Origin of the sequence: Streptomyces sp. bgisy159 (genome assembly GCF_965341775.1) — a bacterium.
GTDB lineage: Bacteria > Actinomycetota > Actinomycetes > Streptomycetales > Streptomycetaceae > Streptomyces.
This window is the reverse complement of record NZ_CBDQZH010000021.1, coordinates 19,946-40,641: the sequence shown is the minus strand read 5'-3', so window position 1 is coordinate 40,641 and position 20,696 is coordinate 19,946. Positions and strand designations below refer to the sequence as shown.

Annotated in this window: 21 protein-coding genes; 9 read left to right on the top strand and 12 right to left on the bottom strand. The window is 71.8% G+C overall.

From position 1 onward, the window contains the following. Positions 1–137: 137 nt before the first annotated feature. Complete coding sequence (locus ACSLTV_RS20855) at positions 138–941, bottom strand: SigE family RNA polymerase sigma factor (RefSeq protein WP_432134667.1); 804 nt, start codon at positions 939–941, stop codon at positions 138–140. Between the two features lie 233 nt (positions 942–1,174). Here ACSLTV_RS20855 and afsQ1 point away from each other — a divergent pair, with 233 nt between their 5' ends. The 5 genes from afsQ1 (at position 1,175) to ACSLTV_RS20830 (ending at position 5,138) form a co-directional block, all read left to right on the top strand. Next, positions 1,175–1,852, top strand: coding sequence for a two-component system response regulator AfsQ1 (gene afsQ1, locus ACSLTV_RS20850; protein ID WP_432134666.1), 678 nt, complete (start codon positions 1,175–1,177; stop codon positions 1,850–1,852). A gap of 88 nt (positions 1,853–1,940) precedes the next feature. Further along, complete coding sequence (locus ACSLTV_RS20845; protein ID WP_432157043.1) at positions 1,941–3,554, top strand: ATP-binding protein; 1,614 nt, start codon at positions 1,941–1,943, stop codon at positions 3,552–3,554. Between the two features lie 17 nt (positions 3,555–3,571). Beyond that, complete coding sequence (locus ACSLTV_RS20840; protein WP_435612656.1) at positions 3,572–4,174, top strand: hypothetical protein; 603 nt, start codon at positions 3,572–3,574, stop codon at positions 4,172–4,174. Between the two features lie 156 nt (positions 4,175–4,330). Continuing rightward, a complete protein-coding gene (locus ACSLTV_RS20835; protein ID WP_432134841.1) occupies positions 4,331–4,849 on the top strand; it encodes a VanZ family protein in 519 nt (172 codons plus the stop codon). Between the two features lie 88 nt (positions 4,850–4,937). After that, positions 4,938–5,138, top strand: a complete 201-nt coding sequence (locus ACSLTV_RS20830) for a PspC domain-containing protein (protein ID WP_432134664.1) — start codon at positions 4,938–4,940, stop codon at positions 5,136–5,138. Positions 5,139–5,212: 74 nt separating this feature from the next. Here the strand turns inward: ACSLTV_RS20830 and ACSLTV_RS20825 are convergent, their stop codons facing one another. Next, positions 5,213–5,569, bottom strand: a complete 357-nt coding sequence (locus tag ACSLTV_RS20825; protein WP_432157042.1) for an ATP-binding protein — start codon at positions 5,567–5,569, stop codon at positions 5,213–5,215. Positions 5,570–5,707: 138 nt separating this feature from the next. Further along, positions 5,708–6,871, bottom strand: coding sequence for an adenosine deaminase (locus tag ACSLTV_RS20820; RefSeq protein WP_432157041.1), 1,164 nt, complete (start codon positions 6,869–6,871; stop codon positions 5,708–5,710). Positions 6,872–6,983: 112 nt separating this feature from the next. Here ACSLTV_RS20820 and ACSLTV_RS20815 point away from each other — a divergent pair, with 112 nt between their 5' ends. After that, entirely contained in the window at positions 6,984–7,775 is a 792-nt protein-coding gene (locus ACSLTV_RS20815) for a prolyl oligopeptidase family serine peptidase (protein WP_432134661.1), read from the top strand. Positions 7,776–8,047: 272 nt separating this feature from the next. Here ACSLTV_RS20815 and ACSLTV_RS20810 read toward each other — a convergent pair whose 3' ends face one another. Continuing rightward, a complete protein-coding gene (locus ACSLTV_RS20810) occupies positions 8,048–9,007 on the bottom strand; it encodes a LysR family transcriptional regulator (protein ID WP_432134660.1) in 960 nt (319 codons plus the stop codon). A 64-nt stretch (positions 9,008–9,071) separates the two neighbouring features. On the opposite strand from ACSLTV_RS20810, the gene ACSLTV_RS20805 reads away from it, so the two are divergent. Beyond that, positions 9,072–10,361: an MFS transporter gene (locus tag ACSLTV_RS20805; protein WP_435612630.1), complete on the top strand. Its 1,290-nt coding sequence runs from the start codon at positions 9,072–9,074 to the stop codon at positions 10,359–10,361. A 160-nt stretch (positions 10,362–10,521) separates the two neighbouring features. After that, positions 10,522–11,538, top strand: coding sequence for a sigma-70 family RNA polymerase sigma factor (locus tag ACSLTV_RS20800; RefSeq protein WP_435612629.1), 1,017 nt, complete (start codon positions 10,522–10,524; stop codon positions 11,536–11,538). Here the strand turns inward: ACSLTV_RS20800 and ACSLTV_RS20795 are convergent. After that, positions 11,422–11,808, bottom strand: a complete 387-nt coding sequence (locus tag ACSLTV_RS20795) for an STAS domain-containing protein (RefSeq protein ID WP_432157039.1) — start codon at positions 11,806–11,808, stop codon at positions 11,422–11,424. The genes ACSLTV_RS20800 and ACSLTV_RS20795 overlap by 117 nt on opposite strands. A 73-nt stretch (positions 11,809–11,881) precedes the next feature. Here ACSLTV_RS20795 and ACSLTV_RS20790 point away from each other — a divergent pair, with 73 nt between their 5' ends. Then, entirely contained in the window at positions 11,882–12,802 is a 921-nt protein-coding gene (locus ACSLTV_RS20790; protein WP_432134656.1) for an AEC family transporter, read from the top strand. A 9-nt stretch (positions 12,803–12,811) separates the two neighbouring features. Here the strand turns inward: ACSLTV_RS20790 and ACSLTV_RS20785 are convergent, their stop codons facing one another. The 7 genes from ACSLTV_RS20785 to ACSLTV_RS20755 form a co-directional block, all read right to left on the bottom strand. Then, complete coding sequence (locus ACSLTV_RS20785; protein ID WP_432134655.1) at positions 12,812–13,399, bottom strand: Uma2 family endonuclease; 588 nt, start codon at positions 13,397–13,399, stop codon at positions 12,812–12,814. A gap of 98 nt (positions 13,400–13,497) precedes the next feature. Beyond that, entirely contained in the window at positions 13,498–14,781 is a 1,284-nt protein-coding gene (locus ACSLTV_RS20780) for a thymidine phosphorylase (protein WP_435612655.1), read from the bottom strand. 88 nt (positions 14,782–14,869) lie between these two features. Further along, complete coding sequence (locus ACSLTV_RS20775; protein ID WP_432134654.1) at positions 14,870–15,283, bottom strand: cytidine deaminase; 414 nt, start codon at positions 15,281–15,283, stop codon at positions 14,870–14,872. Continuing rightward, a complete protein-coding gene (locus ACSLTV_RS20770) occupies positions 15,280–16,542 on the bottom strand; it encodes an ABC transporter permease (protein ID WP_432134653.1) in 1,263 nt (420 codons plus the stop codon). Before ACSLTV_RS20770 ends, ACSLTV_RS20775 begins: the two co-directional genes overlap by 4 nt. Further along, positions 16,542–17,666, bottom strand: a complete 1,125-nt coding sequence (locus ACSLTV_RS20765; RefSeq protein ID WP_432134652.1) for an ABC transporter permease — start codon at positions 17,664–17,666, stop codon at positions 16,542–16,544. The genes ACSLTV_RS20770 and ACSLTV_RS20765 overlap by 1 nt, the downstream gene beginning before the upstream one ends. Beyond that, positions 17,663–19,342, bottom strand: coding sequence for an ABC transporter ATP-binding protein (locus ACSLTV_RS20760; protein ID WP_432134839.1), 1,680 nt, complete (start codon positions 19,340–19,342; stop codon positions 17,663–17,665). The genes ACSLTV_RS20765 and ACSLTV_RS20760 overlap by 4 nt, the downstream gene beginning before the upstream one ends. 259 nt (positions 19,343–19,601) lie before the next feature. After that, entirely contained in the window at positions 19,602–20,651 is a 1,050-nt protein-coding gene (locus tag ACSLTV_RS20755; RefSeq protein ID WP_432134651.1) for a BMP family lipoprotein, read from the bottom strand. Positions 20,652–20,696 lie beyond the last annotated feature (45 nt).

The following is a 20,696-nucleotide window of genomic DNA, read 5'->3' as shown; positions in this document are numbered from 1 at the left end:
GGGGCCGGACGGACCCCCCGGCCCTCCAGCCCCGCTCTCGTCGTGCTCCCCCGTGGATCCCCCCCCCGGATCCCCCGTCGCGGCTCCCCCGTCGCCGCGTCACCGCGTCCCCCGTCGCGGTCCCCCCCCCGTTGCCCTCAGGCGACAAGCTCCCCGAAGGCGCTCTGCTCGTCACGGCCGAAGCTGAGGACCTCGTCCTCGCGCAGCCGGCGGAGCGACCGCCAGATGCTCGACTTCACCGTGCCGACACTGATGCCGAGGATGTCCGCGATCTCCGGGTCGGTGCGGCCCTCGTAGTAACGCAGGACCAGCATCGTCCGCTGGAGCTCGGGCAGCCGGGCCAGCGCCTGCCACAGGACCGCGCGCAGCTCGGTGCCGCGCATCGCGTCCGTGTCGCCGGGCGTCTCCGGCAGTTCCTCGGTCGGGTACTCGTTCAGCTTGCGGCGGCGCCACGCGCTGATGTGCAGGTTGGTCATGGTGCGGCGGAGGTAGCCCCCGACCGCGGCCTTGTCACTGATCCGGTCCCACGCCTTGTACGTCGAGAACAGCGCGCTCTGCAGCAGGTCCTCGGCCTCGAAGCGGTCACCGGTGAGGTGGTAGGCGGTGGCGTACAGGGAGGCGCGGCGCTCCTGGACGTAGGCGGTGAACGCCGCTTCGGCGTCCGCCGACTCCGCCGGAGAGCGTCGCCGCTCCCCCGAGTCCTCCCTGTACGCGGCTCCCCCGTGGGCCCCCGTCGCGGCTTCCCCCGTGTGCGCGTCAACCACCGTCATGTGACCGGTGTGCTGACGCCCGGTGCCGCGAGCGCACCCCCGCCCTCCCCCACGCTCGAACGCACTCGCGCGGGAGGTACCCCCTTCAGCACCGGACTTCTCGGAACCCCGGTGCACATCGTGCAGACGCGTGACCACTGCGCTGGTGCTCATGCTGTGCAGCGTGTTCATCTCGCGCCCCCCGTCGTGGACTTCCGGTGTTCGTCGGCCGGTGAGGCGATGCCTCGTCGGCCGGTGTCGAAAAGACTGCCGGGGGCACTTCATGGCCGTGTCCGCCGACTGTCACAGACCTGTCACAGGGGTACGGCACAGGACGGACACGCTGTGCGCACAGGCCGTGGCGGTACGAGCCGTATCCGCCCCACGGGTCGAACGCAGCCGACTCCATGGGCCAGAATGAGCCCGTGCCTTCCCTGTTGCTGATCGAGGACGACGACGCCATCCGGACGGCCCTGGAGCTCTCACTGACGCGCCAGGGACACCGCGTGGCGACCGCTGCGAGCGGTGAGGACGGTCTGAAGCTCCTGCGCGAGCAGCGACCGGATCTGATCGTGCTGGATGTGATGCTGCCCGGAATCGACGGCTTCGAGGTGTGCCGGCGGATCCGGCGGACCGACCAGCTGCCGATCATCCTGCTGACCGCGCGCAGCGACGACATCGACGTGGTCGTCGGGCTGGAGTCCGGTGCCGACGACTACGTCGTGAAACCGGTGCAGGGTCGGGTGCTGGACGCGCGGATCCGGGCCGTGCTGCGGCGCGGGGAGCGCGAGTCGAACGACGCGGCGACCTTCGGCAACGTGGTGATCGACCGGGCCGCGATGACCGTGACGAAGAACGGCGAGGACCTGCAGCTGACGCCGACCGAGCTGCGGCTGCTCCTGGAGCTGAGCCGGCGGCCGGGTCAGGCACTGTCGCGCCAGCAGCTGCTGCGGCTGGTGTGGGAGCACGACTACCTCGGCGACTCCCGGCTGGTGGACGCGTGCGTCCAGCGGCTGCGCGCCAAGGTCGAGGACGTGCCGTCGTCCCCGACGCTGATCCGTACGGTCCGTGGTGTCGGCTACCGCCTGGACGCGCCCGCGTGAGCGACGCGCGCCCGGCCACCCGGCCGCGGACGACCTCGAAGCCCGCACCTCCGCGCCGCGCGGGCGGGGAAGCGAACGATTGGACACGGTGACGGACGTGCAAGGGGGGTCCCGCGGCGAGGCCGCGGCCCGTAAGGGAGTTCTGTCACGGCTGCCGCTTCCGTCCTGGCTGCGCTTCACCAGCCTGCGGCTGCGGCTGGTCGTGGTGTTCGGGCTGGTTGCGCTGACCGCCGCGGTTTCCGCGTCCGGCATCGCGTACTGGCTCAACCGCGAGGCCGTGCTCACCCGCACCCAGGGGGCTGTGCTGCGGGACTTCCAGCAGGAGATGCAGAACCGCGCCGGCTCGCTGCCCGAGTACCCCGGCCAGGACGAACTGCAGCACACCGCCGGGCAGATGGCCAACAGCAGCCAGCGCTTCAGCGTGCTGCTGGTGGCCACCGACGGCGGCGGCAGGACCGTGTACGGCGGCTCGGGCGGGCTGAGCGGGTTCTCGCTGGACGACGTGCCCGAGTCGCTGCGCACGGCGGTGAACGAGCGGCAGCCGCTGACCGTCGGCAACAAGTCGCCGTACCACCTGTACTGGCAGCGGGTCGTCGAACACGGCACGCCGTACCTGGTGGCCGGGACGAAGGTGATCGGGGGCGGGCCGACCGGCTACATGCGCAAGTCGCTGGAGCCGGAGGCCAAGGACCTCAACTCGCTGGCCTGGTCGCTGGGGATCGCCACGGGGCTGGCGCTGATCGGTGCCGCGCTGCTCGCGCAGGCCGCCGCCACGACCGTGCTGAAGCCGGTGCACCGCCTCGGCATCGCGGCACGGCGGCTCGGCGAGGGCAAGCTGGACACCCGGCTGCGGGTGTCGGGCACCGACGAACTGGCCGACCTGTCACGGACGTTCAACCTGGCGGCGGAGGCGCTGGAGAAGCGCGTCGCGGACATGGCCGCGCGGGACGACGCCTCCCGGCGGTTCGTCGCGGACATGAGCCATGAACTGCGCACTCCGCTCACCGCCATCACGGCGGTCACCGAGGTGCTGGAGGAGGAGCTGGAGGCCGAGACCGGCAGCGTGGACCCGATGATCGAGCCGGCCGTGCGACTGGTCGTCAGCGAGACGCGCCGGCTGGGCGACCTGGTCGAGAACCTGATGGAGGTCACCCGCTTCGACGCGGGCACGGCCAGGCTGGTGCTGGACGACGTGGACGTCGCCGACCAGATCACCGCCTGCATCGACGCCCGTGCCTGGCTGGACGCGGTGGACCTGGACGCCGAACGGGGCATCCACGCGCGGATCGACCCGCGCCGGCTGGACGTCGTCCTCGCCAACCTGATCGGCAACGCGCTCAAGCACGGTGGCTCCCCGGTGCGGGTGTCGGTGCGTGAGGAGACGAGCGAGGAGCGGGGCGCGGAGGTCGTCATCGCGGTGCGCGACCACGGCCCCGGCATCCCCGAGGACGTGCTGCCGCACGTCTTCGACCGGTTCTACAAGGCGAGCGCCTCCCGGCCGCGTTCCGAGGGAAGCGGTCTGGGGCTGTCCATCGCCCTGGAGAACGCCCACATCCACGGCGGTGAGATCACCGCCGCGAACTCCCCCGAGGGCGGCGCGGTGTTCACGCTGCGCTTGCCCAAGGACGCCTCGCCGCCGGCCGAGGAGCGGGACGAGCGGCACGCCGAGCAGCCCGAGAAGGAGAAGGGGAACGCCTCGTGACCGTAGGGCGACACCTCATGACCGCACGGCGGCTGCTCGCCGCGGTGGCCCTGCCGGCCCTGCTCGCCGGGTGCGGGATCCGCGCCACCGAGGTGCCGACGGACTTCGGGCCCGCCCCGTCGCGGGTGCGGTGCACGCTGTCGGACGCGGACACGGCGACGCAGCCCGCCCGGGGGGTTCCGGTGCAGGTGTTCCTGCTGTGCGGCTCGTCGCTGGTGGCCGTGGACCGGTGGGCGCCGGTGCCGGCCGGGGCGTCGGACGGCGCGCGGCGCGGCCTGGTGGCACAGGGGCTGCTGGACCAGTTGGCGCGCCGGCCCTCCACGGCCGAGAAGCAGGCCGGGTACACCACGAGTGTGCGGGGCGGGATGACCGTGGACGGTCCGCGCCCCGACGACCCGGACGAGACGCTGCGGCTGAGCGTGGCGCCCGGCGACCTGACCTCGTACGCCCTCGCGCAGATCGTGTGCACCTTCTCCGACTCGGCGGCGGCCGAGGGGGACGGCTCGGTGGTGCTGGGCGGCCCGGACTCCGGCCCGCCGCGCCGCTACGAGTGCACGGACGAGGTGCGGTCCCGCCCCGGCACCAGCAGGCCGCCGTCCTCGCAGGTCGCCGGGGCGTGACGGAGACCTCACGGGGGTCTCGGGCCGCCCCGCGGAACCGATCGTCGCGAAGAGCACGTCTAGGGGGGCGTGCAGCGTCATAGCGGGACCGTTGATGTCCGGGGCGGTACGGCGTCCCCCGAGGGGCGCGGGGAGCCACGCGACCAGTCACCGACGATCCGCGCTCCGCGAGCGGCCGGTGTCCTCCTCCTGCTGGGCCACCTCCTCTTCCTCGCCTGGTACTCGCTGCGGCCCCTCGACGTGCCCTGGGTGATGCCCGCCAACTGGCATCCCTTCGCCGCCATCCGCGCCGACCTGGACCTGGGCTGGCGGGTGGCGGCGCTGCGCATCTGCCGGGAGCTCGCACTGCCGGCCCCGCTGGGCGTGCTGCTGCCGCTGGTGCACGGCAGGCTCCGGGTGTCCCCGCTGGCCTCGCTGCTGCGGACGACGGCCGCGGGCGCGTTGCTGGCGCTGACCGTGGAGCTGCTGCAGACCGATGTGCCGGGTCAGGTCGTGGACGTCGACTCGCTGCTGCTGGCCACGGCCGGGGTGGCCCTCGCGCACCTGGCGGTCGTACCGGCGTCGCGGTCCTGGCTGCGCCGCAGGGCCGAGCGCGGGGCGGGGGCCGTCCGGCCGCAGGAGGAGCCGTCTCAGGGTCTCACCCCGACGATTCCCAGGGTGGGGATCGCCCCGTAGAGCGACGCTTCGTCCGGTTCGTCTCCGTAGCGTGGAGGGAGGACGAGGGGCCACCAGGGCGCCTCCGACGCTCACGAAGGAGCCGCAGATGTCCAGCCTCGCTCGACCCACCCATGGCCGCATGATCGGCGGAGTGTGCGCCGCGCTGGCCCGGCGCTTCGGCACCTCCGCGACCACGATGCGGGTGATCTTCCTGGTGTCGTGCCTGCTGCCGGGGCCGCAGTTCCTGCTCTACCTGGCGCTGTGGATCCTGCTGCCGTCGGAGGACAAGGCCCGCACGGCGTGGTGACCCCGGTACGCGTACGCCGCCGGGGCGCACCCTGACGGAAGGGGTGCGCCCCGGCGGCGTCGTACGGGAGCGGGTCAGCCCAGCGGGATCCCGTTCACCGGCAGGCCGTGCGTGGGCAGGCCCTGGAGCGGCAGGCCGCCGAGCAGGCCGGCGACCGGCGCGGTGGGACCCTCGGCGAGGACCTTCTGGGCGGCGGGCTGGGCGGCCGCCACGCCCGCCTGCTGCGCCGGCTTGGACTGTTCGAGCACCTGCCCGGCACCCGGTACCGCCTGGTCGACCTTCTCGGCCGGCAGGGCCTGGGTGACGGTGTCCAGCACCTGCCCGGTGGCCTCCGGCACGGCGGGGGCGGCGTTGGCGGCACCGGCACCCGCGGCGGCGAAGGCGGCACCGAGGGCGGCGACACCGAGGGTCTTGGCAGCAGACTGCTTCATGATGAATGCGTCCTCGAATGGGATACGGGGAACTGAGCGGTTCTCGACCGTAAACACGTCCCCGCACCCGCCGCAAACATCGAAATGCGGACGGATTGTGAACGCTGCCCTGTGCGACGGTTCCGGGAAATCCCGCGACTACCCTTCCCCGGCCGGAGAACCGCTGGTGGAGGCGGTCTGCTGGAACAGCCATTCGGATTTCAGCTCGGCATATCCGGGCTTGATGACGTCATTGATCATCGCCAGCCGTTCATCGAAAGGAATGAACGCTGATTTCATCGCATTGACGGAGAACCACTGCAGATCGTCGAGCGTGTAGCCGAACGCGTCGACAAGGTGCTCGAATTCCCGGCTCATGCTGGTCCCGGACATCAGCCGGTTGTCGGTGTTGACGGTGGCCCGGAAGTGCAGGCGGCGCAGCAGGCCGATGGGGTGCTCGGCGTAGGAGGCCGCCGCCCCGGTCTGCAGGTTGGAGCTGGGGCACAGCTCCAGCGGGATGCGCTTGTCGCGGACGTAGGAGGCGAGCCGGCCCAGGGTGACACCGCCGTCGGCGGCGACCTCGATGTCGTCGATGATGCGCACCCCGTGTCCCAGCCGGTCGGCGCCGCACCACTGCAGGGCCTGCCAGATGGAGGGCAGCCCGAACGCCTCGCCGGCGTGGATGGTGAAGTGGTTGTTCTCGCGCTTGAGGTACTCGAAGGCGTCCAGGTGGCGGGTGGGCGGGTGACCGGCCTCGGCGCCCGCGATGTCGAAGCCGACGACACCCGAGTCGCGGTAGGCGTTGGCGAGTTCGGCGATCTCCAGGGAGCGGGCCGCGTGCCGCATGGCGGTGAGGAGGGCGCCGACGCGGATGCGGTGGCCGTTCTCCCGGGCCAGCCGCTCGCCTTCGCGGAACCCCTCGTTGACGGCCTCGACGACCTCTTCGAGGGTCAGCCCGCCGTCGAGGTGCTGCTCGGGGGCGTAGCGCACCTCGGCGTAGACGACGCCGTCCTCGGCCAGGTCCTCGGCGCACTCACGGGCGACCCGGACCAGCGCGTCCCGGGTCTGCATCACGCCGACGGTGTGCGAGAAGGTCTCCAGATAGCGTTCCAGGGAACCGGAGTCGGCGGCCTCGCGGAACCAGATGCCGAGCTTGTCCGGGTCGGTCTCGGGGAGATGGGAGTACCCGGTGTCCCGGGCGAGGTCGACGACGGTACCGGGGCGCAGCCCGCCGTCGAGGTGGTCGTGCAGCAGAACCTTCGGCGCCCGGCGGATCTGGTCCGAGCTGGGAGTGGCGCCTTTCGCGATGCTCTGGCTCGTCATTTCGGCACTCTACTTCCTACGCGCGTAGACGGCGCGGTGCCGCGCGACGCCGATACGCAAAGGTGACCGCAGGACTGGTGGAGTCCCCGCTCGGTTCTGACACTGTTCTGTCATGGCACACGATGCGACGGCGGTTCGAACGGCCCGCCTGGGGAGGGCGATCGGCCCGGAACCGACGGCGGTCAGCGGAGCGGTGCTGCTCCTTCCCGGCGGGGAGGAGGTCTCCGTGCGCAGACCCTCCCCCCTGTGGGACACCTCCCGGGTGCGTGCGCTCGGCCGCCGGCTGGCGGGCGACGGCCGGGTGGACGGGCTCGCCGTCCATGTGGTGCGGTACCGCGCGCGCGGCTGGAACGGCAGCGAGGCGCAGCTCGCGGCGGACGCCGAGTGGGCCGCGGACGAGATCGTGCGGCGCTACGGCGATGTGCCGGTGTGCCTGGTCGGCGTCGACATGGGCGGACGCGCCGCGCTCCGGGCGGGCGGTCACGAGGCCGTCAACGCGGTACTGGCCCTCGCCCCCTGGCTGCCGGAGGACGACGTGGCGGCGCCACCCGAACCGGTGAAGCAGTTGGTGGGGCGCAAGGTGATGATCGTGCACGGCACGAACGACCGGCGCACCGATCCGGAGCTGTCGTTCCGGCTGGCGGCCCGGGCGAAGAAGGCCAACCGGGACGTGTGCCGGTTCGAGGTGCACTCCGACGGGCACGGGCTGCGCCAGCACCGCCGCGAAGTGCTGGCCCTGTCCAGTGACTTCGTGATGGGCGTGCTGTTCGGCCGGGCGCTGTCCCGGCCGGTGGTGGACGCGCTGGCGGCCCCGCCGCCGATCGGGCTGCGGATGCCGCTGGCGGCGGGGTTCGGGGCCGGGCTGGGCGGGGGGCGGGGGGCTGGCCGCGGAGCTCGGGCGTAGGGGCGGGCGGTCGTGGGGCGCGGGATGTCCGGCGCGGGCGTAGACGTACGCGTGCGGGGCGGACGCGGGCGTCTGGCGCGGGCACAGGCACAGGCACAGGCACAGGCACAGGCGAGCCTGACTGCGGGCGCCGGGCGCCGGGCGCAGGGCCAGTCGCGCGGCCCGGGTGTGAGCGCCGGACGCAGGCGTCGGGCGTGAGCGCGGGCGCTGCGGTCACGCCGTTCGGGGACGTCGGCGGAGAGGTCCGGCCGGGGGCGCCAGGCACTGCGCGGTCAGGGGAGCAGGCTGCCCCTCCGGGAGAGGAGGAACTTCTTGAAGGCGGCCACCGGGGGTGTGTCCGGGTGGTCGGCGAGCCAGGCCACGCCGATCTCACGGACCGCGCGCGGGGCGGTGACCGTCAGCTCCACCACTCCGGGGCGGGGGACGGTCGGCGGCGGCAGCAGGGCCACCCCGAGGCCCGCCGCGACCAGGCCGCGCAGGGTCTCCGCCTCCTCGCCCTCGAAGGCGATGCGCGGCTTGAAGCCGGCCTCCTTGCAGAGGTCGTCCGTGATGCGCCGCAGGCCGTAGCCGGGCTCCAGAGTCACGAACGTCTCGTCGGCCGCCTCCGCGAGGCGGATGCGGCGGCGGCCGGCCAGGCGGTGGTCGGCGGGGACGACGAGGCGGAGCTTCTGCTCGTCGAGGCGGCGGGCGACCAGGTCGGGGGCGTCGGGGACCGGTGAGGTGAGGCAGAGGTCCAGCTCGCCCGCGCGCAGTCCCTCGATCATCGCCTCGCCGTAGTTCTGGACGAGGCTGAAGCGGACGCGCGGGTGGTCGGCACGGAAGGCGTGCAGCAGGCCGGGCACGGTCTCGGCGCCCATGGTGTGCAGAAAGCCGAAGGCGACCTTGCCGGTGGCCGGGTCGGCGTCGGCGCGCACCTCCTCGGCGGCCCGCTCGACCTCGGCGAGGGCCCGTTCGACCGAGCCCAGGAAGGTGCGGCCGGCCGGGGTCAGGGAGAGCGTACGGCCGTGCCGGGCGAACAGGTCGACGCCGAGATCCTGCTCCAGCCGCACCATGGCCCGCGAGAGGGTGGACTGCGGGACGTTCATCTCCAGAGCGGCCCGGGTGACGTGCTCGTGGCGGGCGACGCCGGCGAAGAAGGCGAGGCGCGGCGCGAGCAGCATCGACATCTCCGCCCTGTCTTCTGTGTCACTGTCCGGTGACAGCCGCTTCTGTGACCTCCGCTGATGCACCATGGGAACGATTATGAGGGTTTCATGCATTGGACGGATGAGCGGCCGCCTCCGTAGCGTCGAGGACATGAATCCCGCCAGTACCGGGGCGTCCACCGCCGTGGGCGCCGCTGCCCCCGTCCCCGCTCCCTCCCCGTCCGCCGACTCCCGTATGACGCCCGGCGGCCCCGGCTACCGCCGGATGAGTCTCGCCCTGTTCCTCGCGGGGGTCGCCACCTTCGCGCTGCTGTACTCCACGCAGGCGCTGCTGCCGCTGATCTCCGACGACCTCGGGGTGACGGCCGGCGCGGCGAGCTGGACGGTGGCCGCGGCGACCGGCGGACTGGCCCTGTTCGTGCTGCCGATGAGCGCCCTGTCGGAGCGGTACGGCCGCCGTACGGTGATGACGGCCTCGCTGGCGGTCGCGGTGGGCGTGGGACTGCTGGTGCCCCTCGCACCGTCGCTCGGCGCGCTGGTGGTGCTGCGGGCGGTGCAGGGCGCGGCGCTGGCGGGCCTGCCGGCGTCGGCGACGGCGTACCTGGCGGAGGAGGTCCGGCCCAGGGCGCTGGTCACGGCGATCGGACTGTTCGTCGCGGGCAACAGCGTCGGCGGGATGAGTGGCCGGGTCATCACCGGCTGGGCCGCGCAGGCATTCGGCTGGCGGGTCGCCGTCGGGGTGGTCGGGGTGCTCGCGGTGGTCTGCGCGGTGGCCTTCCGGGCGCTGCTGCCGACGCCCCGGCACTTCACGCCGGGCTCGCTGCGGCCGCGCGTGCTGGCCGGCACGGTCCGCGCCCACCTCGCGAACCCGCTGCTGCGCCGCCTGTACGCGATCGGCGCGCTGTTCATGACGGTCTTCGGCGGCGTCTACACGGTCATCGGCTACCGCCTGACACAGGAGCCGTTCGGGCTGCCGCAGGGCATCGTCGGCTCGATCTTCCTGGTCTACCTGGTCGGTACGGTGTCGGCGTCGACGTCGGGCCGCCTGGTGGGCCGGCTCGGCCGGCGGGGCGCGCTGTACCTGGCCGGCGGCACCACGGCGGCGGGGCTGCTGTTGTCGCTCGCGGGCTCGCTGGTCCTGGTCCTGGCGGGGCTGGTGCTGATCACGGCGGGCTTCTTCGCGGGGCACGCGGTGGCGTCCTCCGCGGTCAGCAGGACCGCCACGACCGGCCGCGCCCAGGCGGCGGCGCTCTACCAGTCGGCGTACTACGTCGGCTCCAGCGCGGGCAGCACCCTCGGCGCACTGGCCTTCCACTCGACCGGATGGGCCGGAACCGTGGGCGTCGGACTGCTGGCGGTGCTCGGCGTCGTGACGATCACGGTGCTCGGCACCCGGGCGGCCCGGACGGCGGCCCGGCGGGAGCCGGTTCCGGCACACTGAGCGGACCCGCGAGCGCCCTGCGGTCGGACAGGCCTTCCGACCTGGGGGTTCGTGCGCTCAGGGGGCCGTTGTCAGTGGCCTGCGGTAGCTTCCGAAGTATCCGAAGGCACCGGGCGCACGGGGCGCCGGGTGGAACGGCCGCAGGGGCGGGTGGGCGACGATGAGTGACGGTACGGCGACGGTCGAGGACCTCGACGCGAGGCTGGAGCGGCACCGGGTCGAGCTGACGGGGTACTGCTACCGGATGCTCGGTTCCTCCTTCGAGGCGGAGGACGCGGTGCAGGACACCCTGGTGCGGGCCTGGCGCAGCTACGACAGGTTCGAGGGGCGCAGCAGCCTGCGCTCGTGGTTGTACCGGATCGCCACGAACGTGTGCCTGGACATGCTGTCGGCCGGCAACAAGCGGGCGCGGCCGGTGGACCTGTCCGAGTCGACGCCGCTGGCGCAGGCGGCCCTGTCCCCCCGGCCCGACCACACCTGGCTGGAGCCGATGCCCGACGCGCGAGTGCTGCCGACCGTGGAGGACCCGGCGGAGGCGGCGGTGGCGAAGGAGTCGGTGCGGCTGGCGTTCATGGCGGCGCTGCAGCAGCTGCCGGCCAAGCAGCGGGCGGTGCTGATCCTGCGTGAGGTGCTGGCCTGGAAGGCCGCCGAGGTCGCGGAGCTGCTGGACACGTCGGTGGCGTCGGTGAACAGCGCGCTCCAGCGGGCCCGGGCGACCCTGGCCGAGCGGTCGGACCGGGCGGCGCAGGCGGCCGTCTCCGACCCGCTGGACGCGGAGCAGCAGAAGCTCCTCGAACGCTATGTCGCGGCCTTCGAGGGCTATGACATGGCGGCGCTCACCAAGCTGCTGCACGAGGACGCGGTCATGACGATGCCGCCGTTCGACCTGTGGCTGACCGGCCAGGACGACATCACCGGCTTCATGACCACCCTCGGCTCCGCCTGCGCGGATTCGCGGCTGCTGCCGGTGCGGGTCAACGGGCTGCCCGGCTTCGCCCAGTACAAGCCGGACCCGGAGAAGGGCGGCTACACCCCCTGGTCGATCCAGGTTCTGGAGATCTCAGACGGGCGCCTCACCGGTTTCCACTTCTTCCTCGACACCCAGCGGTGGTTCCCGCTGTTCGGCGTCCCCCTCCACCTCGACGGGGACGGCGACGAGGTCGAGCAGGGCGCGTAGGGCGGGGTCGGGGCCGCGCAGCCTGATCCGGCCGCCGGCCCGCCGGGCCGCCAGCTGCAGCCGGGCCACCAGCTCGACGGCCATGAGGCCCGGCGGCCCCAGCCCGCTCACCTCCACCACGACGACGCCGGCGCCACCCCCTTCCAGCAGCGCCCGCACGGTATCGCCGAGTCCCGCCACCCGCTCTCGGGTGAGGGGACCGGTCAGGGTCAGGACGGGCTTCGTTTCGGGGTCCACGTGCGGTAGACCCACGAGGCGGCCGGAACTCATCGCGGACCCGCCTCGCACGGCCCGGCGTAGATCACATTGACCGGGTCGCCGGTGTCCCCCGAGGGTTGGCCCTGTGCAGGGGGTGCTGAGCGGGTTCGTGGTGATCGCGGTCGTCATCGGGGTGGGCTATGTACTGGGGCGGCGGGGGTCGCTCGGCCCTCAGGGCGGGGCGGTGCTGACGCGGCTGGCCTTCACGCTGGCGGGTCCCGCGCTGCTCTTCACGACCTTGGCGGACGCCGACCTCGCCGTCCTGTTCTCCAGCCGGCTGCTGGTGACGGCGCTGAGCACGGCAGCGGTCTGCGGGGTGTTCGTGGCGGTCGGGGCGGCGCGGCGCTGGGAGGTGGGCCGCACCACGATCGGCGCTCTGTGCTGCGGTTACGTCAACTCGGGCAACCTCGGCATTCCCATCGCCGCGTACGTCCTCGGTGACGCCTCGCTGGTGGCACCGGTCCTGCTGTTCCAGGTGGTGCTGGTGACGCCGGTGGCGCTGACCGTGCTGGATCTGTCGGGCGCGGGCGAGAAGGGCTCGGTGGGCCGGCGGTTGCTGACGCCGCTGCGCAATCCCATCGCGGTGGGCTCGCTGTCGGGCGTGGTCGTGTCGGCCGCGGGCTGGCACCTGCCCGGCCCGGTCATGGACCCGCTGACCCTGATCGGCAACATGTCCGTACCGGCGGCGCTGCTCGTCTTCGGCATGTCCCTGCACGGCAACGCGCCGTTGGCGGGGGGCCGGGACCGGCTGCCGGTGCTGCTGTCGGTGGCGCTGAAGTCGGTGGGCCAGCCGCTCGTCGCCTGGGTCCTGGCCAGCACCGTCTTCGGGCTGCGCGGCGCGCCCCTCCTGGACGTGGTGGTGACCTCGGCCCTGCCTGCCGCCCAGAACCTCTACACCTACGCGAGCCGGTACCGTGTCGCCGAGTCCCTGGCCCGGCAGTCGGTCCTGCTGTCGACGGTGGTGTCGGTGCCGGTTCTGGCGGGGGTGGCCACGGTGCTCGGCTAGCGGCCGGGCTCAGCTCAGGGGGAAGACGCTCGTGTCGATGTCCAGGCCGAAGGGCGCGGGCAGGCTCAGCTTCTCCCCGTACTCGACGGAGGTCAGGACGCGGTACGTGCCGTCCTCGGGGGCGCCGTAGAGGGTCGCTGTGGGACGGCCGCTGTGACAGGGGTCGAGGAGGAGGTAGAGCGGGACGCCGGCCCGGGCATAGCCGTAGGCCTTCTTGATGCGATCGTGGTTGGCGTTGCTCGGAGAGGTGATCTCCACGACCAGTTCCGCCTCGCACGCCTGCACGCGCGTCTTGCGGCGCAAGGCGGCCCGGGGCACGACACATAGATCCGGAACGAAGAGTCCCCCGGATTCCGACGCGCTCAGTCCGAGTGTCTGGTAGATGCCACAGCCCTCCGGGACCACGGAGTACAGGCGCTCCTGCAACAGTTCGGCGGTGTAGTTGTGCTCTTCGGACGGGGGCGGTGGCACGGTGACGATCCCTTCGATGATCTCCACCTTGCTGCCCTCGGGAACGTCCGTCTCCTCCCAGACACGGACGATCTCGTCCCAGTCCTTGTCGCTCAGGGACTCGGACTCGACACTGAGTGCGCTCATGGCGGTTCTCCCTATTCGGTGCGTCACCGATCCCAGCATGCCGAACGGGACCGGCACAGGTCCACCGATCCCGTTCACCCGAAAGGGGAAAGCGCAGGTCAGGCGATACGTTCCAGCACGACGGGGGTCGGTGTGAAGTCCGTGCCCGGGGCCGCGATGTCGTACGAGCCCTCCACAGCCTGGAGCGCGTAGTCGAAGCGCTCCGGGGTGTCCGTGTGGAGGGTCAGCAGGGGCTGGCCCTCGGTGACCGTGTCGCCGGGCTTGGCGTGCATCTCGACGCCCGCGCCGGCCTGCACCGGGTCCTCCTTGCGCGCGCGGCCCGCGCCCAGGCGCCAGGCGGCGATGCCGACGTCGTAGGCGTCGAGGCGGGTCAGGACGCCGGAGGCGGGGGCCTTGACGACGTGCTGCTCCTTCGAGGTGGGCAGGGGCGCGTCCGGGTCGCCGCCCTGGGCCGCGATCATGCGGCGCCAGACGTCCATCGCCGAGCCGTCGGCCAGCGCCTTCGCCGGGTCGGCGTCCGTCACTCCGGCGGCGTCCAGCATCTCCCGCGCCAGGGCGATCGTCAGCTCGACCACGTCCGCCGGGCCGCCGCCCGCCAGGACCTCCACCGACTCGCGGACCTCCAGCGCGTTGCCCGCGGTCAGGCCCAGCGGGGTGGACATGTCGGTCAGCAGGGCGACCGTCTTCACGCCGTGGTCGGTGCCCAGGCCGACCATGGTCGTGGCCAGTTCCCGGGCGTCCTCGATCGTCTTCATGAAGGCGCCGGTGCCCACCTTGACGTCGAGGACCAGGCTGCCGGTGCCCTCGGCGATCTTCTTCGACATGATCGAGGAGGCGATGAGCGGGATCGCCTCCACCGTGCCGGTGACATCGCGCAGGGCGTAGAGCTTCTTGTCGGCGGGGGCGAGGCCGTCGCCCGCCGCGCAGATCACCGCGCCGGTGGTGTCGAGGACGTGCAGCATCTCGTCGTTGGAGAGCAGCGCGCGCCAGCCCGGGATGGACTCCAGCTTGTCCAGGGTGCCGCCGGTGTGGCCGAGGCCCCGGCCGGACAGCTGCGGGACGGCCGCACCGCACGCCGCCACCAGGGGGGCCAGCGGCAGCGTGATCTTGTCGCCCACGCCGCCCGTGGAGTGCTTGTCGGCGGTCGGGCGGGACAGGGAGGAGAAGTCCATCCGCTCGCCGCTCGCGATCATCGCGGCGGTCCAGCGGGCGATCTCGCGGCGGTTCATGCCGTTGAGCAGGATCGCCATCGCGAGCGAGGACATCTGCTCGTCGGCGACCTCGCCGCGCGTGTAGGCGTCGATGACCCAGTCGATCTGCTCGTCGCTGAGTTCCCCGCGGTCCCGCTTGGTGCGGATGACGGAGATGGCATCCGACTGCATGACAGCCATGGCGTTCCTTCTTCCAAGACGTTCGGAAAAGTGTGCGGCCCCTCTGCGTTCGTCGCTCGTCAGAGGGGCCGCACGGGAGTCACTGGGTGAGATGGTCCGGGCCGAAGGCCTGGGGCAGCATCTCGGACAGCGGCAGGATCCCGGCCGGGGTGTCCATCTGGAGGTCCGGTCCGCCGAACTCGAACAGCAGCTGGCGGCACCGTCCGCACGGCACGAGGAGCCGGCCCTGGCCGTCGACGCAGGTGAAGTGCGTCAGCCGGCCGCCGCCGGTGCGCTGCAACTGGGAGACGAGCCCGCACTCGGCGCACAGGCCGAGCCCGTAGGAGGCGTTCTCGACGTTGCAGCCCGAGACCGTACGGCCGTCGTCGACCAGGGCGGCGACGCCTACCGGGTAGCCGCTGTAGGGGGCGTACGCGTGGGTCATGGCCTCGCGGGCCACCGACCGCAGCCGCTCCCAGTCGCAGCCGCCGGCCCCGGCCGGGACGGGGCTCACTTGCCCTGTCCCTTCCGGTACGGCAGACCGTCCGCCTTCGGCATCCGCAGGCGCTGCGCGGACAGCGAGAGCACCAGCAGGGTGACGATGTAGGGGGTGGCGGACACCAGCTGGCTCGGGACCTCGTCGGTGCTGGTGTACCAGAGGAACATCAGCGCGGAGATCGCGGCCGTGACGCCGGCGGCGACGTACTTCTTCTTCCACACCAGGTAGACCGCCCCGGCCACCAGCAGCATGGCCAGCAGCAGGATCAGCGCGTGGACGTTCACGGTGCCGCCGCGCAGGTTGAGGCTGGTGGTGTAGCCGAAGAGGCCGGCGCCGAGGGCGAGGCCGCCCGGCATCCAGTTGCCGAAGATCATCGCGGCGAGGCCGATGAAGCCGCGGCCGGCGGTCTGGCCGTCGAGGTAGACGTTGGACGCCACGATCGACAGGAAGGCGCCGCCGAGGCCGGCGAGACCGCCGGAGATGATCACGGCGATGTACTTGTACTTGTAGACGTTGACGCCGAGGGACTCGGCCGCGACCGGGTTCTCGCCGCAGGAGCGCAGGCGCAGGCCGAAGGCGGTGCGCCACAGCACCCACCAGGTGGCCGGGACCAGGGCGACGGCGACGACGGTCAGCGGCGACAGGTTGGTGACCAGGCCGCCGAGCAGGCCGGCGATGTCCGAGATCAGGAACCAGTGCTTCCCGTTGAGGGTCTGCAGCCAGTCGGACAGGCCCGGGACGTCGAAGGTGCCCAGCGACTCGATCGGCGGGGACTGCTTGGAGGAGCCCTGCGGGGCGTCCTCGAAGGTGAACTTCGACAGGTAGCGGGTGGTGCCGAGGGCGAGGATGTTCAGCGCCACACCGGAGACGATGTGGTTGACGTTGAAGGTGACGGTGGCGACGGCGTGCAGCAGCGCGCCGAGGGCGCCGCCGAGGATGCCGAAGACGACGCCGGTCCACGGGCCCCACTGGTAGCCGGCCCAGGCGCCGAACCAGGTGCCCAGGATCATCATGCCTTCGAGGCCGATGTTGACGACACCCGCGCGCTCGGCCCACAGACCGCCGAGACCGGCGAGGCCGATGGGGACGGCCAGGCGCAGGGCGGTGGACATCTGGCCGGTGGAGGTGATGCCGTCGGCACCGGAGATCATGCGGACGATCGAGGTGAGGACCAGCACGCCGGCGATGATCAGCAGGAGTACCGGCAGGGACATACGGCGGCTGGCCTTGCCCGGCTGCTTCGCCGGGCTCTTGGCGACGGTCGCGGTGCTCATCAGGCAGCCGCCTCCTTGTGGACGTTGCTGTTGGCGGCCTCGGCGGCGAGCTGGGCGCCGACGCGCTGCTGCTGGCGGCGCAGGCCCCACTGCCGTACGAACTCGTAGGAGATGACGACCGTGAAGACGATGACGCCCTGCATGATCGTGGCGATCTCCTTCTCGTACGCCGTCGGGGTGGCGTAGTCGAGGGCCGGGGACGCCTTGTCGAGGAAGGCCCACAGCAGGGCCGCGAGCGCGATGCCGCCGGGGTTGTTACGGCCGAGCAGGGCGATGCCGATGGCGGTGAAGCCGAGGCCGGCCGGGAAGCTCTGGCTGTAGGTGTGGGAGCTGCCCATCAGCAGCGGCAGGCCGGACAGGCCCGCCACGGCGCCGGAGATGAGCATGGCGGTGAGCACCATCCGCTTGGCGTTGACGCCGGAGGCCGCGGCGGCGGTCTCGGAGGCGCCGGTGGCGCGCAGGTCGAAGCCGAAGCGGGTGCGGTTGAGGACCACCCAGTAGGCGATGCCGACGAGGACGGCGAGGAAGACCAGGCCGTAGATCTCACCGACGTCGGGGCCGAGGTCGAAGCCGGGGATCCAGCCGGACTCCTTCATGACGCCGGTGGTGCGGTTGTCGCCGACCCGGACGCCGAAGTGGTTGTCGAGCGTGAGGTAGACGATGAGGGCGCTGGCGATCGCGTTCAGCATGATCGTCGAGACGACCTCGCTGACGCCGCGGGTGACCTTCAGGACGCCCGCCACGCCGGCCCACATCGCGCCGGTGAGGGCGCCGACCAGCAGCAGCAGCGGGACCTGGAGGACGGACGGCAGCGCCACGTGCGCGCCGACCACCGCGGTCATCAGGGCGCCGAGGCGGTACTGGCCGTCGACACCGATGTTGAACAGGTTCATCCGGAAGCCGAGGGCGACGCCGATGGCGGCGATGTAGTACATCGACGCCTGGTTGACGATCAGCACCTGGATGTCGGAGTAGCCGATCTGCTCCAGCATCAGCTGGTACGGCTCGATCGGGTTGCGGCCCGAGGCGAGCAGTACGACCGAGGTCAGCAGGATCGCCGCGACGAGCGCGATGACCGGGCCGGCCAGCGCGAGGAGCACGCGCTCCCTGTCGAACTTCTTCATCGGGCCTCGTCCTCCGGGGCGGCGCCGTCGCCGCTCGTCTCGTGGTGCTCCAGGTGACCCGACACGGCACCCGTCATGGCGGAGCCGAGCTCCTCCGGGGTGACGGTGGCGGGGTCGGCGTCGGCGACCAGCCTGCCGTCGTAGATGACGCGCAGCGTGTCCGACAGGCCGATCAGCTCGTCCAGGTCGGCGGAGATCAGCAGCACGGCAAGGCCCTCTCGGCGGGCCTCGCGGATCCGGTCCCAGATCTGGGCCTGCGCGCCGACGTCCACACCGCGGGTGGGGTGGGCGGCGATCAGGAACTTCGGGTCGTGGCTCATCTCGCGGCCGACGATCAGCTTCTGCTGGTTGCCGCCGGACAGCGAGGCGGCGGTGACGTCGATGCCGGGGGTGCGGACGTCGAACTCCTCGACGATGCGCCGGGTGTCGTCCTGGGCGCCCTTGGGGTTCAGCCAGAAGCCCTTGGCGTTGGGCGTCTCGGTGACATGGCCGAGGATGCGGTTCTCCCAGAGCGGGGACTCCAGGAGCAGGCCCTGGCGGTGGCGGTCCTCGGGGATGTAGCCCATGCCGGCCTCGCGGCGGCGGCGGGTGGCCCAGCCGGTGATGTTCTCGCCGAGGAACTCGATGGTGCCGGAGTCGGCGTTCTTGGTGCCGACCAGCGCGTCGATCAGCTCGGTCTGGCCGTTGCCCTCGACGCCCGCGATGCCCATGACCTCGCCGGCGTGGATGGTGAAGGTGACGTCGTCGAGGGCCTTCTTCGCCTCGCCGCTCTCGACCGCCTCCATGCCGCCGGTGACGCCTTCGACCGAGGGTTCGGCCTCGACGCCGAGGGAGGCGCCGCCGCTTGCGTAGACGGTCAGGCCGCGGACGGTGACGACGGCCCGGTCGGTGACGGTGGACTCGGCGGTCTCCGGGGTGGGCAGCTCGCTGCCGACCATCATCTCGGCGAGCTGGCGGGCGGTGGTCTGCGACGGGATCGCGGTGCCCACGGTGGTGCCGCGCCGGATGACGGTGATGTCGTCGGCGACGGAGAGCACCTCGCCCAGCTTGTGGGAGATGAAGATGACGGCCAGGCCCTCCGCCTTCAGTTCGCGCAGGTTGGCGAAGAGGGCGTCGACCTCCTGCGGCACGAGCACGGCGGTCGGCTCGTCGAGGATGAGGGTGCGGGCGCCGCGGTAGAGGACCTTGAGGATCTCCACGCGCTGGCGGTCGGCGACGCCGAGGTCCTCGACGAGGACGTCGGGGCGTACGCCGAGGCCGTACCGGTCGGAGATCTCCTTGATCTTCTTGCGGGCGCCGGCGCCGATGCCGTGCATCTTCTCGCTGCCGAGGACCACGTTCTCCAGCACGGTGAGGTTGTCGGCCAGCATGAAGTGCTGGTGGACCATGCCGATGCCGCGGGCGATGGCGTCGGCCGGGCTGCCGAAGCCGACCTGCTCGCCGTCGACGGCGATGGTGCCCTCGTCCGGCTTCTGCATGCCGTAGAGGATCTTCATCAGGGTCGACTTGCCGGCGCCGTTCTCACCGACCAGGGCGTGGACGGTGCCCTTGCGGACCGTCAGGTGGATGTCGTGGTTGGCGACGACACCGGGGAAGCGTTTGGTGATGCCCGTGAGCTCAACCGCGACGGCCGAGGTCGAGGTCTTGCTGAGCGGAGGGCTGCTGGACGCGTCGATGGCGCACTCTCCTCGGGAAAGGGGGCCGCTCTACGCGCGTAGCGCCCCTGCTTTAAATAGTGCCCGGATCGATCGGTCCCGAGTCGCGGTCCGACCCGTCCCCGATCCGTTCCGAGCATTCTGCCGCGCGAGGGGGGTGCGTCCCCCGCGACGGCCGGGGCACGGGGAGAGCAATTCTCCCCGCACCCCGTTGCGTGGTCGTCACGCTGTCATGACAGCGTGCCCGCGACCATGGTCCGAGTGGACCAGGCCCTGGGGGTCAGGAGGTCTGAACCTGGATGGTGCCGTTCTTGATGGCCTCCTCGGCCTTCTTCACGGCGTCCTGGATCTCCTGGTTGTTCGCGAACTTCGGGTTGGAGTCCGACAGGCTCACACCGCCGTTGGACAGGTCGCCGCGGATGACACCGGTCTCCGGCTTGCCCTCCTCGACGGACTTGGCCAGGTCGTACACCGCGCCCTCGACGTTCTTCATGGCCGAGGTGAGGATGTAGTCCTTGTACGCGGCCAGCGCGTCCTGCTTGTACTGGTCGGAGTCGACGCCGATCGCCCAGACCTTGTTGGCGGCGGCGGCCTTGATCACGCCCTGGCCGGACAGGCCGGCGGCGGCGTAGACGACGTCCGCACCGGCGTCGATCTGGCCCTCGGCCGCGCTCTGCCCCTTGTCGGGGCTGGAGAAGCCGCCCTCGGCAGCGGTCTGCGTGAGGAACTGCGACTTGACGGTGACACCCTTCTTGGTGTCCGCGACGCCCTGCTTGTAGCCCGCCTCGAACTTGCGGATCAGCGGGACGTCCACACCGCCGATGAAGCCGACGACGTTGCTCTTGGTGGCCTTGGCGGCGGTGACGCCGGCCAGGTAGGAGGCCTGCTCCTCGGAGAACACGAGGTCCGCGACGTTCGGCGCCTTGGTCTGCTCGTCGTCGACGATGCCGAAGGTGGTCTTCGGGAACTTGGCCGCGACCTCCTTGACGGCCGGCGCGTACGCGAAGCCGACGCCGATGACCGGGTTGTAGCCCTTCTTGGCCAGCTGCTCCAGACGCTGCACCTTGTCGGCGTCCGACTCGCCGTCCTGCGGCTCCACGGCCGTGGACTTGTAGCCGAACTCCTTGTCGGCCTTCTCCATGCCCGCCGTCGCGGCATCATTGAAGGACTGGTCGCCCTTGCCGCCGATGTCGTACGCGAGCGCGAGGCCCAGATTCTTGTCGCCGTCCCCGGAGGACGACGAGGAGGACGAGCTTCCGCAGGCGGAAGCGGTGAGAGCGAGGGCTGCGGTAGCAACACCCGCGATCGTGATACGGGACACCCGGCGCATGGAACGTGACTCCTTTGTGCAAGCGCCCGGACCAGGCGCTGGTTC

Bases quoted from the DNA above. Each gene is read 5' to 3' on its own strand.
- ACSLTV_RS20855 (WP_432134667.1), bottom strand. From the start codon at position 941: ATGAACACGCTGCACAGCATGAGCACCAGCGCAGTGGTCACGCGTCTG.
- ACSLTV_RS20840 (WP_435612656.1), top strand. From the start codon at position 3,572: ATGACCGCACGGCGGCTGCTCGCCGCGGTGGCCCTGCCGGCCCTGCTC.
- ACSLTV_RS20830 (WP_432134664.1), top strand. From the start codon at position 4,938: ATGTCCAGCCTCGCTCGACCCACCCATGGCCGCATGATCGGCGGAGTG.
- ACSLTV_RS20825 (WP_432157042.1), bottom strand. From the start codon at position 5,569: ATGAAGCAGTCTGCTGCCAAGACCCTCGGTGTCGCCGCCCTCGGTGCC.
- ACSLTV_RS20820 (WP_432157041.1), bottom strand. From the start codon at position 6,871: ATGACGAGCCAGAGCATCGCGAAAGGCGCCACTCCCAGCTCGGACCAG.
- ACSLTV_RS20815 (WP_432134661.1), top strand. From the start codon at position 6,984: ATGGCACACGATGCGACGGCGGTTCGAACGGCCCGCCTGGGGAGGGCG.
- ACSLTV_RS20810 (WP_432134660.1), bottom strand. From the start codon at position 9,007: ATGGTGCATCAGCGGAGGTCACAGAAGCGGCTGTCACCGGACAGTGAC.
- ACSLTV_RS20805 (WP_435612630.1), top strand. From the start codon at position 9,072: ATGAATCCCGCCAGTACCGGGGCGTCCACCGCCGTGGGCGCCGCTGCC.
- ACSLTV_RS20800 (WP_435612629.1), top strand. From the start codon at position 10,522: ATGAGTGACGGTACGGCGACGGTCGAGGACCTCGACGCGAGGCTGGAG.
- ACSLTV_RS20795 (WP_432157039.1), bottom strand. From the start codon at position 11,808: ATGAGTTCCGGCCGCCTCGTGGGTCTACCGCACGTGGACCCCGAAACG.
- ACSLTV_RS20785 (WP_432134655.1), bottom strand. From the start codon at position 13,399: ATGAGCGCACTCAGTGTCGAGTCCGAGTCCCTGAGCGACAAGGACTGG.
- ACSLTV_RS20780 (WP_435612655.1), bottom strand. From the start codon at position 14,781: ATGCAGTCGGATGCCATCTCCGTCATCCGCACCAAGCGGGACCGCGGG.
- ACSLTV_RS20770 (WP_432134653.1), bottom strand. From the start codon at position 16,542: ATGAGCACCGCGACCGTCGCCAAGAGCCCGGCGAAGCAGCCGGGCAAG.
- ACSLTV_RS20765 (WP_432134652.1), bottom strand. From the start codon at position 17,666: ATGAAGAAGTTCGACAGGGAGCGCGTGCTCCTCGCGCTGGCCGGCCCG.
- ACSLTV_RS20755 (WP_432134651.1), bottom strand. From the start codon at position 20,651: ATGCGCCGGGTGTCCCGTATCACGATCGCGGGTGTTGCTACCGCAGCC.